Genomic DNA, 13,219 nt, shown 5'->3' on the forward strand with positions numbered 1-13,219 from the left:
ACATGATGGGGGTCGGCTTGGTGCGCACGCCGATGTGACACCGGCTGCGGCAACTGGTCCAGTGTGCCAGACCAGGCACTCCGGGACGAAATCGGGCTACTCCCCGCCCTCGCGCAGGCGTGCGAGCAGGGCCCGGTCGTGCTTGTCGAACGCGTCCGCCGGCAACGCCTCCAGCAGGTCAGGACGCCTTTCGAGGGTCCTGGCGAGCGATTGGTCACGCCGCCAGCGGTGGATCAGCCGGTGGTTGCCGGAGCGCAGCACGTCCGGTACCGCCAGCTCGCGCCACACCTCGGGCCGCGTGTAGCTCGGGCCCTCCAGCAGGCCGTCCTGGAACGAGTCCTCGGCGTGCGACTTCGGGTTGCCGAGCACGCCGGGCAGCAGCCGTGCGACCGCTTCCACGATCGCGAGCACCGCCACCTCACCGCCCACCAGCACGTAGTCCCCGATGGACACCTCATCGACGCGCACGCGCCGTGCGGCGTCATCGACGACACGCTGGTCGATGCCTTCGTAACGGCCGCACGCGAACACGAGGTGCGATTCGCCCGCGTACTCGTGGGCGAGCGCCTGCGTGAACGGGCGTCCGGCCGGCGTCGGGACGATGAGGCGCGTGGAGTCCGTGCACACGTCATCGAGCGCGTGGCCCCAGATGTCCGGCTTCATGACCATGCCGGGCCCACCGCCGTACGGGCTGTCGTCGACAGCCTTGTGCACGTCCTGGGTCCAGTCGCGCAGGTCGTGCACGCCGACGCTGATCAGGCCCTTGTCGATCGCCTTCCCGAGCAACGCGGCACGCAGCGGCGCCAGGTACTCCGGGAAGATCGTGACGACGTCAATCTGCATCGAGCAGGCCCTCTGGCGGGTCGATCACGACACGGCCACCGCGCACGTCCACGGTCGGCACGATCTCGCGCACGAACGGGATCAGCGCCTCACCGCTGTCGCGGAGCACGACGAGCAGCTCACCGCCGGGTCCGTGCAGGACCTCCTTGACCGTGCCGAGCTTCGTGCCGTCGACGAGCTCCGCCGCGAGCCCTTCGAGCTCGTGGTCGTAGAACTCGTCGGGGTCGTCGTTCGGCGGCAGGTCGTCGGTGCTGCCCAGCAGCAACGTGCCGCGCAACGCCTCGGCGACGTCGCGGGTGACGACCTCGGCGAAACGCACGAGCAGCCGCCCGGCATGAGGCCGGGCGGCTGACACGGTGAGGCTTCGGGACGTGCCGTCACGCAGCTTGGCCTGGAGCGTGGCTCCGAGCGCGAACCGCAGTTCGGGTGAATCAGTGCGCACGTCAACGGCTAGCTCGCCGGTGATCCCGTGCGCCTTGGCCACACGGCCGACAACGACGTCCATTTGCCCTTGAAGTTCGTTCAGCGGTCGGTGTCGACGACGTCGACCCGCACACCACGACCGCCGATGCCGGCCATCACGGTGCGCAGAGCCGTCGCGGTGCGACCGCCGCGACCGATCACCTTGCCGAGGTCGTCCGGGTGGACGTGGACCTCGAGGGTGCGGCCGCGGCGGGTCGTGACGAGGTTCACCCGGACGTCGTCCGGGTGGTCGACGATGCCGCGAACGAGGTGTTCGAGGGCGTCAGCCAACAAACTCACGCCTCGTCCTTGGTGGCCTCGGCGTCAGCCTTGGGGGCCTCGTCGGCCTTCTTGGCCTTCTTCGCCTTCGGCGTGGTGGCCTCGGTCATCGGCTCCTCGTTCGCGGCGGCGAGCGCGGCGGCGAACAGGTCGGCCTTCGACGGCTTCGGCTCCTTGACCTTCAGGGTGCCCTCGGTGCCCGGCAGGCCCTTGAACTTCTGCCAGTCACCGGTGATCTCCAGCAGGCGCTGGACCGACTCGGTCGGCTGCGCGCCGACACCCAGCCAGTACTGCGCACGCTCGGAGTCGACCGCGATGAACGACGGCTCTTCCTTCGGGTGGTACTTGCCGATCGTCTCGATCGCCTTGCCGTCGCGGCGGGTGCGCGCGTCGGCGACCACGATGCGGTAGTACGGCTGGCGGATCTTGCCGAGACGCTGAAGCTTGATCTTGACGGCCACGGGCCTGGTACTCCTCGAACTCTGTGTTGGTGGTTCGCACAGCCGCGGCCCGGGCAGAGGGGCCGACCGCGGCGGACAGCGGTCAATTGTGCCAGAGGGGAGCCGCCGAACCCGAATCGGGGCGGTCTAGGCGAACGCGGCGACCGTTCCCAGCGCCTCTCGCACCGCCTGCGCGTGGTGCACGGCACCCGGCGTGTCGCCGTGCACGCACAACGACTCGGCCCGCGTCTTGAGCACCGTGCCGTCGACGGCGACGATCTCGCCGTCGAGCAGGCGCTTGGCCCGTTCCACGACCTGTTCGGTGTCCGTGAGCAGGGCGTTCGGCTCCGAGCGCGGCACCAGCGTGCCCTGCGGGGTGTAGCCGCGGTCGGCGAAGGCTTCCTGCACCGCGCGCAGGCCGGCGGCCTCGGCCTTCGTGAGCAGCTGCGAGCCCGGGAGGCCGAGGACGGGCAGGTCCTTGAACGCCTTGATGCCGTCGACCACGGCTTGCGCCTGCCTCTCGTGGTGCACCGTCGCGTTGTAGAGCGCGCCGTGCGGCTTCACGTAGACGACCTCGGTGCCCGCCGCTCGCGCGCACGCGTCGAGCGCGCCGATCTGGTAGAGCACCTCGTCGGCCAGCTCGGCCGGGTCGGCGTCGATGAACCTGCGGCCGAAGCCCGCGAGGTCGCGGTAGGACACCTGGGCGCCGACCCGGACGCCGTTGCGCGCGGCCTGCTCGCACACCCGGCGCATGGTCGACGGGTCGCCCGCGTGGAAGCCGCAGGCGACGTTCGCGCTGGTGATGACGCCCAGCAGCGCCGTGTCGTCGCCCAGCTGCCAGATGCCGAAGCCCTCGCCGAGGTCGCTGTTGAGGTCCATCAGATGACACCGACCGAGAGCAGCAGGAGGGACAGACCGGGGAGGAAGTTGTTCATCACGTGCGCAACGATGCTCGCCCCGAGCCTGCGGGTGATCAACCGGGCCACCCCGATCGGGATGGCGATCACCAGCAGCAGCCACGTCCGTTGCGGCTCCAGGTGGCTGACCGCGAAGATCACGGTGGTCAGCACGAACGCGGCCCACCGGCTCCACCCCTGGCGCTCGACGGCACCCCACAGCAGCCCGCGGAAGATGATCTCCTCGCAGATCGGCCCGATGAAGCTCATGTAGAGGAACATCGTGATCGCGGCCGCGAGCGGCAGGTTCGCCTGGCTGAAGAGCTCGGCGATGGCGCTGGTCGCGTTGCCCTCGCCGACGATCTTGGCCCACGCGGTGGCGGCGACGTAGGTGAGGACGAAACCGGCGACACCGATCTTCAGGCCGATCGCCACGTCCTCTTTCGTCATGCTCAGCCTGAGGTCGACCACGGGCCCGTTGCCGCGCACGTAGGTGATCACCACGGCCAGGGTGGCGGCGAGCAGGATCGGCACCAGCGACCCGATCAGCACCAGCGACGTCGAGTTCTCCAGGGTCGCGCCGACGCTGCTGCCGACCGCGGTGATGAACACGGCCGACAGGATGAAGACGGCCTCCACCAGGAGGAACGCACCGAAACCCCAGCGCTGGCCGACCCGCTCCGGCTCCGGGTTGCGGCTGACGTCGCGCACGCTCTGGAGGAAGGTGCGCTTGGGGGACTCCTGCTCGTTCACGCTCTGCAATTTAGTCACGCCGCGGCTGCCAGCGGCTGTACTGCGTGCGGCGTGGTGTGTGGCGTGGTGTGTGGCGCACTCATCGGCTCACCTCGCGATCGACGGCTGCTGAGACACCGGTGCGGGACCGGTGCCTCGCGATACGAGTGGAGTGGGGACAGCGATCAGCGGCCCCGAATCCGAGGTTAGCGTGCTGCACCGGTGGAACCCGGCCAAGCGCCTGGCCAAAAGATGGTCAGATCGGGGCCTTGGCGGGTGTCCTTCTCCTCGTAGTCGAATCGGCGGGCGGAGAGGGGTCCAAACCTCCGCGCCGCGGTCAGCGGGCCAGCGGGTTCTCCCGTTCCATGTGCGAGAGCTTCGCCGGGTTGCGCACCGCGTAGAGCCCGCTGATCCGCCCGTCGTCGATGCGCAGCGCGATGACCGTGTCGAGCTCGCCGGCGAACTTGAGCACGAGCGCCGGGTAGCCGTTGACCTGCGCGGGTTCCATGGACCAGCCGGTCACCCTGGTGAGGCCGCCGAGCAGCATGCGGGCGACCTTCGCGGCGCCGACGACCGGGCGGGGGACGGCCTGCTTGACGCCGCCGCCGTCGCCGAGGAACACGACGTCCGGTGCGAGCAGGTCGAGGAGTCCTTGCAGGTCACCGGTCTCGGTGGCGCGCCGGAACGCGGCCAGCGCGGCACGGGTGGCCGCCTGGGTGACGACCTCGCGCGGGCGGCGGGCGGCGACGTGGGAGCGGGCGCGGTGGGCGATCTGGCGGACCGCGGCCGGGGTCTTGTCGACGGCGGCGGCGATCTCGTCGTAGTCCAGGTCGAAGACCTCGCGCAGGACGAAGACGGCGCGTTCGGTCGGGGTCAGGGTCTCCAGGACGAGCAGCACGGCCATCGAGACGCTGTCGGCGAGCTCGACGTCCTCGGCGACGTCCGGGGCGGTGAGCAGGGGTTCCGGCAGCCACGAGCCGACATAGGTCTCCTTGCGGCGGCCGAGGGTGCGCAGGCGGTCGAGGGAGTGGCGGGTCACGATGCGGACCAGGTAGGCGCGGTGGTTCTCGACGGTGCCGTGGTCGACGCCGGACCACTTCAGCCACGTCTCCTGCAGCACGTCCTCGGCGTCGGCGGCGGAGCCGAGCATCTCGTAGGCGATCGTGAAGAGCAGGTTGCGGTGGCTGACGAAGGTGTCCGTCGCGGTGTCCGGCATCGGTGTCCCCCTTGAACGTGGCCTCCCCACCAGACGCCACCCGATCGGGTCCTGTGACAGTGGCACGGGTCACAACGGCGGCCTGTCACACGGTCTGGAGCGGCGGCGTCCTGTGGGCACCGAGCAAGACCCACGAGGGAGGAACACCATGGAACCCCGCTTCGACCTCTTCGCCACCGAGACCGGCGCCAAGATCGCCAAGCGGTTCGCGGGCCTCGGCCAGGCGGTGCACGGCACGTCGCTGCCGACGCTCACGGCCGAGCTGGTCAGCCTGCGGGCGAGCCAGCTCAACGGCTGCGGCTTCTGCCTCGACATGCACGTCAAGGAAGCCGTCGCCGCCGGTGAGGACCCGCTGCGGCTGCACCTGGTGGCCGGGTGGCGCGAGACCACCGTGTTCACCGAGGCCGAGCAGGCCGCGCTGGCGTTCGCGGAGGAGGGCACGCTGCTCACCAGGGACGGTGTCAGCGACGAGACCTGGGAGAACGTGCGCAAGCACTACGACGACGAGCAGGTGGCCGCGCTGGTGTGCCTGGTGGGGCTCATCAACGCGGCCAACCGGATGGCCGTCATCACGCAGCGGAAGGGCGGCTCGTACCAGGTCGGTGCGCTCGCCCGGGCTCAGTAGACCCGGCCCCGCAGCATGACCAGGCGCGGTGACCGCAGGACGTCGAGGTTCGTGCGCGGGTCCTCGTCGTACACCACGATGTCCGCGGCCGCGCCCTCGGTCAGCGACGGGAAGCCCAGCCACTCGCGGGCGTTCCACGACGCGGCACCGATGGCGTCGGCGGCGCTCATGCCCACGCGGTGCAGCGCGGCGATCTCGTCGACGATGCGGCCGTGCTGGATGCCACCGCCGGCGTCGGTGCCCGCGTAGACGGGGACGCCCGCCTCGACCGCCTTCGCCACCGTGGTGGCGACGCGGGCGTGCAGGTCGCGCATGTGGCTGGCGTAGGCCGGGTACTTGCCCGCCTTGTCCGCGATGCCGGGGAAGGTCTCGATGTTGATCAACGTGGGCACCAGCGCGGTGCCCCGTTCGGCCATCATCGCGATGGTGTCGTCGGTGAGGCCGGTGCCGTGCTCGATGCAGTCGATCCCGGCGCCGATCAGGCCGGGCAGCGCGTCCTCGCCGAACACGTGCGCGGTGACCTTGGCGCCGGCGTCGTGAGCGACCTTGATCGCCTGCGCCAGCTCGTCGTCCGTCCACAGCGGGGCCAGGTCGCCGACGCCGCGGTCGATCCAGTCGCCGACGAGCTTCACCCAGCCGTCGCCCTGCGCGGCCTGCTCGGCCACGGCGGAGGCGAGGTCGGTCTCGATCTCCACGCCGATGTGCGGCAGGTACCGCTTCGGCTTGGCGATGTGCCGGCCCGCGCGGATGATCCGGGGCAGGTCGAGGCGCTCCTGCAACGGCGTCGTGTCGACCGGCGACCCGCAGTCGCGGATCAGCAACGTGCCCGCGGCGCGGTCGGTCAGCGCCTGGTCGACGGCCTCGGGCAGCTCGACGCCACCCTGCGGGCCGAGGCCCACGTGGCAGTGCGCGTCGACCAGGCCCGGTACCAGGAAACCGCCGTCGACCAGTGTCTGCGCACCCGGAACGGGCCGGGTGCGCACGCGGCCGTTGACCACCCACAGGTCTCGCGGCTCGCCGTCCGGCAGGACGACGCCGCGCAGGTGCATGGTCACTTCTTCTTTTTGTCGTCGCCGTCGAACTTGAACTTCGACGGGTCGAAGCCGGGCGGGAGCTCGTTCAGGCTGCCGCCGAGGTCGGGGAGGCCGCCGGGAGGCATGCCGGGGAGCTGGCCCATGCCGGGGAGGCCGCCCATGCCGGGCATCATCCCGGGGAAGCCGCCCTTGATCTTGGGGGGCGTCGGGCCGCGGCCCTTGCCCTTCTTCCCCTTCTTGCCCTTGCCCTTCTTGCCGCCACCGCCGCCGAAGCCCATCCGGCCGGCCATGGAGGCCATCATCTTGCGGGCCTCGAAGAAGCGGTTGACCAGGTCGTTGACGTCGCTGACCTTGACGCCGGAGCCGTTCGCGATGCGCAGCCGGCGGGAGCCGTTGATGATCTTCGGGTCGTCCCGCTCCGCCGGGGTCATGCCGCGGATGATCGCCTGGATGCGGTCGAGGTGCTTCTCGTCCAGCATCCCCAGCTGGTCCTTCATCTGACCGGCGCCGGGGAGCATGCCGAGCAGGTTCGCGATCGGGCCCATCTTGCGGATCGCGAGCATCTGCTCCAGGAAGTCCTCCAGCGTCAACTGGCCGGAGTGCAGCTTCTGCGCGGCCTTCTCGGCCTGTTCCTGGTCGAAGTGCTGCTCGGCCTGCTCGATGAGGGTGAGCACGTCACCCATGCCGAGGATGCGCGACGCCATCCGGTCCGGGTGGAAGACGTCGAAGTCCTCGAGCTTCTCACCGTTGGACGCGAAGAGGATCGGCTGGCCGGTCACCTCGCGGACCGAGAGCGCGGCACCACCGCGGGCGTCACCGTCGAGCTTGGTGAGCACGACACCGGTGAAGCCGACGCCGTCGCGGAACGCCGTGGCCGTGTTGATCGCGTCCTGGCCGACCATCGCGTCGACGACGAACAGGACCTCGTCCGGGTTGACGGCCGCCCGGATGTCGACGGCCTGCTTCATCATCTCCTCGTCGACACCGAGCCGGCCGGCCGTGTCGACGAGCACGATGTCGTGCTGCTTCGCCTTCGCTTCCTCGATGCCGCGGCGCGACACCGAGACCGGGTCGCCCACGCCGTTGCCGGGCTCGGGTGCGAACACGGGCACGCCCGCGCGCTCACCGACGACCTGCAGCTGCGTGACCGCGTTCGGGCGCTGCAGGTCGGCCGCGACGAGCAGCGGCGTGTGCCCCTGCCCCTTGAGCCACTTGGCGAGCTTGCCCGCGAGCGTCGTCTTGCCGGCACCCTGCAGACCCGCCAGCATGATCACCGACGGCGGGTTCTTCGCGAGGTTGAGCCGGCGCGTCTCACCACCGAGGACGTTGACGAGCTCCTCGTTGACGATCTTCACGACCTGCTGCGCCGGGTTGAGCGCCTGGTGCACCTCCGCGCCCTTGGCGCGTTCCTTCACCTTGGCGATGAAGCCGCGCACCACGGGCAGCGCGACGTCGGCCTCGAGCAGCGCGACCCGGATCTCACGCGCGGTGGCGTCGATGTCGGCGTCGCTGAGCTTGCCCTTGCCGCGAAGGCCCTGGAGGACCGTGGTCAGCCGGTCGGAAAGCGTCGAGAACACGCCTCCCAGACTAGCTGGCCGCCGTGGGGAGATCCGGGAGACGTCCGTCTTGCCCGAACTCAGGCCCCTCTCGCCGTGCTTCGAGTCCTCCGGCACGGGCGTCGCCGGCCTGATCAGCCCACGGTGATCCGCAGGCCGCCGGACGTGCCCGCGCGGGTCAGCAGCGTCACCGACCGGAACCCGAACGGCACCCAGCCCGACTCGAAGCGCTCGCGCATCTCCACGCCGCGGCGCACGTGCCGTTCGAACGCGTGGGTGCGCACGATGCGGCGGCGCGCGATCTGGCCGTCCAGGGCCTGGGCGGCGGTGGCGTCGAGCCACAGGAAGTGGCGGGCGCGGCCGGAGAGCAGGCCGGCCAGGACCAGCATGGAACGGGTGCCGGGGCGGGTGGACGGCTCGTGGACGACCAGCAGGCCCGGGCTGAAGAGGGCCGCCCGGAACACGCGCAGGCGGTGGGTGAGGTGGACGACGACGCGCCAGTACCGGTACGGCAGCGGGATGCGGGGTTCGAGGAACGTGCGGACCTGGTCCGAGTCGAGCACCGTGACCGGCTCGTCCGCTTTCAGGCGGGTGAGCAGCGTCGTCTTGCCCGCGCCGGGGATTCCGGCGAGGACGACGAGTGAGCGGCGCTGCACTCGGACGGCGGTGGTCTGCGTGTTCAACACGGCGGTCATGTCCTAGAAGACGTCTGGGCCGGCCCTCTCGTTCAGTTTGGTCCGATTCATCACCGAATGCACGGAAAAATCCGGGTGATCAAGCGCACCGTCTGAGAGGAGACCGGCAACCGCGGCCGGAGCCACCGGCGGTGTCGGTCGCGCGGTGGCCTCCCCCAGCCCCGCCAACGCCCACCACCGGTCTGCCCCGGCCGGGCCACCTCGTCCGGGAAGCGGTCCACCCCTCGAAGGACGCTTTCCGGACACGACGAAGACTGCCCTGTTCCGCGGCGCCGCAGGAGCGTGAGCACCCCGAGTGGTTGTGCGTAGGAATACTCATCCACTACCTGGCCGCGTCGAGCACGGCGCGTTCGACGCGCCGCCGGTCCAGGTCGGAGCCGGCGATGCTGAACGAGTCGACGACCGTGGCGCCCAGCGTCGAGACGCGCGCCCACCGCACGTCCACGCCGCACTGCTCCAGGGCGCCCGCGATCCGGTGCAGCAGGCCGATGCGGTCGGCCGCGCGCAGCTCCAGCACGACCGCGCCGGTGGCCTCGTCGTCGAACCACAGCACGCGCGCGGGGGGCGGGTCGAGTGGCGGGCCGCCGTAGTCGCGTTCCTTGGCGGCGAGCTTGTCGGCCAGCGGCAGGGAGCCCTCGATGGCCCTGGCGAGTTGTTCGCGCAGCAGGGCGGCGTCAGGGAGTGAGCCGAACCGCGGGGAGACCGTGAACGCGTCGACCGTCGCGCCGCCGTGGGAGCGCAGGGTCGCCGCGTGGACCTCCAGCGAGTTCAGCGCGAGCACGCCCGCCGCCTTCGACAGCATGCCGGGGCGGTCGGGGGCGAGCACCGTCACGACGGCCGCGTGGTCCTGCTTCTCCAGCAGCACGTCGGGTTTTCCGGTCGCCGCGACGCGTTCGGCCATCGCCACGTGGGCCGGGTCGAGGGGTTCCGGCTTGGGCAGCGCCTCCCCCGCCATGGCCGTGCGGCAGCGGGCGACCAGGTCGGCCAGCAGCAACGCCTTCCAGTCCGTCCACACGCCGGGACCGGTGGCCAGGGAGTCCGCCTCCGCCAGCGCGTGCAGCAGCTCCAGCAGCACCGCGTCGCCGCCGAGGGTCTCGACCACGCGGTGCACGGTCGCCGGGTCCTCGACGTCGCGGCGGGTCGCTGTGTGCGGCAGCAGCAGGTGGTGGCGGACCAGGGCGGACAGCGTCGCGACGTCCTGCGGCCACAACCCGATCCGCTCGCCGATCGCCGTGGCCAGCGCGGCGCCGACCTCGGAGTGGTCCTGCTGCCGGCCCTTGCCGATGTCGTGGATCAACGCGCCCAGCAGCAGCAGGTCGGGCCGTGACACCGTTGTCGCCAGCCGGGCGGCGTGCGCGACGGTCTGCACGAGGTGCCGGTCGACGGTCCACATGTGCGCGGCGTCGCGCGGCGGGAGGTCCCGCACGGCACCCCACTCGGGGAACAGCCGGCCCCACAGCCCGGTGCGGTCCAGTGCCTCCACCACGTCCACGAGCCCGCTGCCGCTGCCCAGCAACGCCAGCAGCTCCTCGCGGGCCTCGCGCGGCCACGGCTGGCGCAGCTCCGGCGCCGAGTCCGCGAGCCGGGTCAGCGTTCCGGCCGCGATCGGGTGCTTCGAGCGCGCCGCCGCCGTCGCGACGCGCAACAACAGCGCGGGATCACGGCTCGGGATCGCGTCACGGGCCAGGGACACCTCGGACCCGTGCAGCACAACGCCTTCATCGAGCGGCCGGCGCGGCGGCTGGCCCCGCAGGAACGCCCCGAGCCCCCGTTTCGGAACCGCGGCACGGGCCGTTCGTGTGGCCACGTCGAACGCGTACACGACCGTTCGCGCGGCGGAGGAGAGCGACCGGGCCAACGCGAACCGGTCGGCCAGCCCCAGCGCGGAGGCCACCTCGTCACCGTCCTGCGCGCGCAGCACGTCACGGGGTTTGCGCGCCACCCTGCGGAGCTCGGTGCGCACGTCCAGCAGCAGCTTGCGGGCCTCGTCCACGTCGGCCGACGGCCGGTCGACCAGCTGGGCCACCGACAGGGCGTCGAGGATCGTGATGTCCCGCAGCCCGCCGCGGCCGTGCTTCAGGTCGGGTTCCACGCGGTGCGCGATCTCGCCGCTGCGCGCCCACCGCTTGGTCGAGGACTCGGCGATCTCGTCGAGCCGGTTGCGCACGTTGCCGCGCCACGCCTGCCGCGCGCCGTCGGCGAGCTTGCGGGTGATCTCCTGGTCGCCCGCGACGTGCCGGATGTCCAGCAGCCCCAACGCGGTCCGCAGGTCTCCGGCGGCCACGCGCAGTGCCTCGCCGACCGTGCGGACGGAGTGGTCGAGGCCGATGCCGGAGTTCCACAGGGGGTACCAGAGCTTCTCGGCGATCTCGTCGATGTTCTTGAGACCGCCGTGCACGAGCACGAGGTCCAGGTCGGAGTAGGGCACGAGCTCGCGCCGCCCCAGCCCGCCGACCGCCACCAGCGCGACACCCGGTCCGGATGTCCCAGCTGCGCCCGCGTGTTTGGTCAACCAGAACTCGTGCAGGTCCACGAGTGCCTCGCGCAGCGGTTCGGCGGCCAAGCGACGACGACCTGGCACGAGCAGCCTCTCGCGGGCTCGCACCAGGTCGTCAGCCGTGACGACGGCCGTTTCGTTGTTCTCCACGGGCCGTCTCCCTCAGTCCTTAGAGCGCGTCCGATCCGCGTTCGCCGGTGCGCACCCGCACCACGGCGTCGACCGGGGTGACCCAGACCTTGCCGTCGCCGATCTTGCCGGTGCGGGCGGCCTCGACCACCGCTTCCAGCACCTTGTCGACGGCGGTGTCGTCCACGACGACCTCGATCTTGATCTTGGGCACGAAGTCCACCGAGTACTCGGCGCCGCGGTAAACCTCGGTGTGGCCCTTCTGGCGGCCGTAGCCCTGCACCTCGCTGACGGTCATGCCGAGCACCCCGAGCTGTTCGAGGGCGCCCTTCACGTCGTCGAGCGTGAACGGCTTGATGATCGCGGTGACCAGCTTCATGACTTGTTGCTCCCCTCGAGGACCGCGGTCGCACCCGCGGCCACGCTCGGCTTGCCGGTTCCCCGCGCACTGGTGAGGCTGCCGTACTCGTAGGCGCGCTCAGCGTGCTCGGACTCGTCGATGCTCGCCACCTCGGCCTCCTCGGTGGCGCGGAACCCGACGGTGAACTTCACCAGGTAGCCGAGGAGCAGGCTGATCACGAACGAGTAGCCCAGCACCGCGACCGCGCCGACGGCCTGGCGCCACAGCTGGTCGAAGCCGCCGCCGTAGAACAGGCCGTTGATCTTGGCCGGGGCCGCCTCGCTGGCGAAGAGGCCGATCAGGATCGTGCCGGACAGGCCACCGACGAGGTGCACGCCGACGACGTCGAGCGAGTCGTCGAAGCCCAGGCGGTACTTCAGGGACACGGCCAGTGCGCACAGGACACCGGTGATCGCACCGACCGCGATGGCACCGATCGGCGTGACCGACGAACAGGCGGGCGTGATGGCGACCAGGCCTGCGATGATGCCCGACGCGGCACCGAGCGTGGTGGCCTTGCCGTCGCGGATGCGCTCGGTGAGCAGCCAGCCCAGCATGGCGGCGCAGGTCGCGACGAGCGTGTTGACGAACGTGACACCGGCGAGGCCGTTGGCGCCCAGCGCGGAACCGGCGTTGAACCCGAACCAGCCGAACCACAGCAGACCGGCGCCGAGCACGACCAGCGGCAGGCTGTGCGGCTTCATCGGCTCCTTCGGCCAGCCGACGCGCTTGCCGAGGACGATCGCGAGCGCGAGACCCGCCGCACCGGCGTTGATGTGGACAGCGGTGCCACCGGCGAAGTCGATCGCGAGCAGCTTGTTGGCGATCCAGCCACCGGGGTCGATGACGTTGCCGTCGGCGTCCTTGCCGTCGAAGTCGAAGACCCAGTGCGCGACCGGGAAGTAGACGACGGTGGCCCACAGGCCCGCGAACAGCAGCCACGGGCCGAAGCGGGCGCGGTCGGCGATCGCACCGGAGATGAGGGCGACCGTGATGATCGCGAACATGGCCTGGAACGCCACGAACGCGGTGCTCGGGATCTTGCCGGCGAGCGAGTCCGCACCCAGCAGCCCGTCGAGGCCGAAGAACTCGAACGGCTTGCCCAGCAGGCCGGCGCCGACGTCCGCGCCGAACGCCGTCGAGTACCCGAAGAGCACCCACAGGACACCGACCACGGCCATCGCGCCGAGGCTCATCATGATCATGTTGAGCACGCTCTTCGAACGGACCATGCCCCCGTAGAAGAAGGCGAGGCCCGGCGTCATCAACAGCACCAGGGCGGCGCTGGTGAGCACCCAGGCGGTGTCCCCTGTATCCACTTCGACCTCCACTGCACGTCGGTTGCAGGGAGCATCGGCATGGCCTGTTTCACGCGCCCGCGCAGAACGTTTCGCCGAGGTGAACTGTCGGGGCGG

Annotated in this window: 14 protein-coding genes; 1 reads left to right on the plus strand and 13 read right to left on the minus strand. The window is 70.9% G+C overall.

Features of this window, described 5'->3' with window-relative positions; genetic code table 11:
* Positions 1–96 precede the first annotated feature (96 nt).
* The 7 genes from trmD to ACZ7CF_RS25870 all read right to left on the minus strand — a co-directional run bounded on the left by trmD (position 97) and on the right by ACZ7CF_RS25870 (position 4,868).
* A complete protein-coding gene (gene trmD, locus ACZ7CF_RS25840; RefSeq protein ID WP_458430611.1) occupies positions 97–843 on the minus strand; it encodes a tRNA (guanosine(37)-N1)-methyltransferase TrmD in 747 nt (248 codons plus the stop codon).
* Complete coding sequence (rimM, locus tag ACZ7CF_RS25845; protein WP_360390988.1) at positions 833–1,348, minus strand: ribosome maturation factor RimM; 516 nt, start codon at positions 1,346–1,348, stop codon at positions 833–835. Before rimM ends, trmD begins: the two co-directional genes overlap by 11 nt.
* A gap of 17 nt (positions 1,349–1,365) precedes the next feature.
* Positions 1,366–1,605 carry an RNA-binding protein gene (locus ACZ7CF_RS25850; protein WP_030468017.1) on the minus strand — a complete coding sequence of 80 codons (240 nt, stop codon included), beginning with the start codon at positions 1,603–1,605 and terminating at the stop codon, positions 1,366–1,368.
* Positions 1,602–2,045 carry a 30S ribosomal protein S16 gene (gene rpsP / locus ACZ7CF_RS25855; RefSeq protein WP_360390990.1) on the minus strand — a complete coding sequence of 148 codons (444 nt, stop codon included), beginning with the start codon at positions 2,043–2,045 and terminating at the stop codon, positions 1,602–1,604. Before rpsP ends, ACZ7CF_RS25850 begins: the two co-directional genes overlap by 4 nt.
* Positions 2,046–2,171: 126 nt before the next feature.
* Positions 2,172–2,903 (minus strand): LamB/YcsF family protein, encoded by a 732-nt coding sequence (locus ACZ7CF_RS25860; protein WP_360390993.1) that lies wholly within the window; start codon positions 2,901–2,903, stop codon positions 2,172–2,174.
* On the minus strand, positions 2,903–3,673 hold the full coding sequence (locus ACZ7CF_RS25865) for a type II CAAX endopeptidase family protein (protein WP_360390996.1): 771 nt from the start codon (positions 3,671–3,673) through the stop codon (positions 2,903–2,905). Before ACZ7CF_RS25865 ends, ACZ7CF_RS25860 begins: the two co-directional genes overlap by 1 nt.
* Before the next feature lie 316 nt (positions 3,674–3,989).
* Positions 3,990–4,868: an RNA polymerase sigma-70 factor gene (locus ACZ7CF_RS25870; protein ID WP_470370777.1), complete on the minus strand. Its 879-nt coding sequence runs from the start codon at positions 4,866–4,868 to the stop codon at positions 3,990–3,992.
* 148 nt (positions 4,869–5,016) lie between these two features.
* Here ACZ7CF_RS25870 and ACZ7CF_RS25875 point away from each other — a divergent pair, with 148 nt between their 5' ends.
* A complete protein-coding gene (locus tag ACZ7CF_RS25875) occupies positions 5,017–5,493 on the plus strand; it encodes a carboxymuconolactone decarboxylase family protein (protein WP_360391000.1) in 477 nt (158 codons plus the stop codon).
* Here ACZ7CF_RS25875 and ACZ7CF_RS25880 read toward each other — a convergent pair.
* The 6 genes from ACZ7CF_RS25880 to ACZ7CF_RS25905 form a co-directional block, all read right to left on the minus strand.
* Positions 5,487–6,542 (minus strand): amidohydrolase family protein, encoded by a 1,056-nt coding sequence (locus tag ACZ7CF_RS25880; protein WP_470370778.1) that lies wholly within the window; start codon positions 6,540–6,542, stop codon positions 5,487–5,489. The genes ACZ7CF_RS25875 and ACZ7CF_RS25880 overlap by 7 nt on opposite strands.
* Before the next feature lie 2 nt (positions 6,543–6,544).
* Positions 6,545–8,104 (minus strand): signal recognition particle protein, encoded by a 1,560-nt coding sequence (gene ffh / locus ACZ7CF_RS25885; RefSeq protein ID WP_360391006.1) that lies wholly within the window; start codon positions 8,102–8,104, stop codon positions 6,545–6,547.
* A gap of 113 nt (positions 8,105–8,217) precedes the next feature.
* Positions 8,218–8,778 (minus strand): AAA family ATPase, encoded by a 561-nt coding sequence (locus tag ACZ7CF_RS25890; RefSeq protein WP_360391011.1) that lies wholly within the window; start codon positions 8,776–8,778, stop codon positions 8,218–8,220.
* Positions 8,779–9,100: 322 nt separating this feature from the next.
* Positions 9,101–11,425: a [protein-PII] uridylyltransferase gene (locus ACZ7CF_RS25895; protein ID WP_470370779.1), complete on the minus strand. Its 2,325-nt coding sequence runs from the start codon at positions 11,423–11,425 to the stop codon at positions 9,101–9,103.
* Between the two features lie 19 nt (positions 11,426–11,444).
* Positions 11,445–11,783 carry a P-II family nitrogen regulator gene (locus ACZ7CF_RS25900; protein WP_360391016.1) on the minus strand — a complete coding sequence of 113 codons (339 nt, stop codon included), beginning with the start codon at positions 11,781–11,783 and terminating at the stop codon, positions 11,445–11,447.
* The gene (locus tag ACZ7CF_RS25905; protein ID WP_360391018.1) at positions 11,780–13,123 is read right to left on the minus strand and encodes an ammonium transporter; all 1,344 of its coding nucleotides are present in this window, start codon (positions 13,121–13,123) and stop codon (positions 11,780–11,782) included. The genes ACZ7CF_RS25900 and ACZ7CF_RS25905 overlap by 4 nt, the downstream gene beginning before the upstream one ends.
* Positions 13,124–13,219: the final 96 nt, after the last annotated feature.

Source organism: Lentzea sp. NPDC036955 (assembly GCF_055608005.1).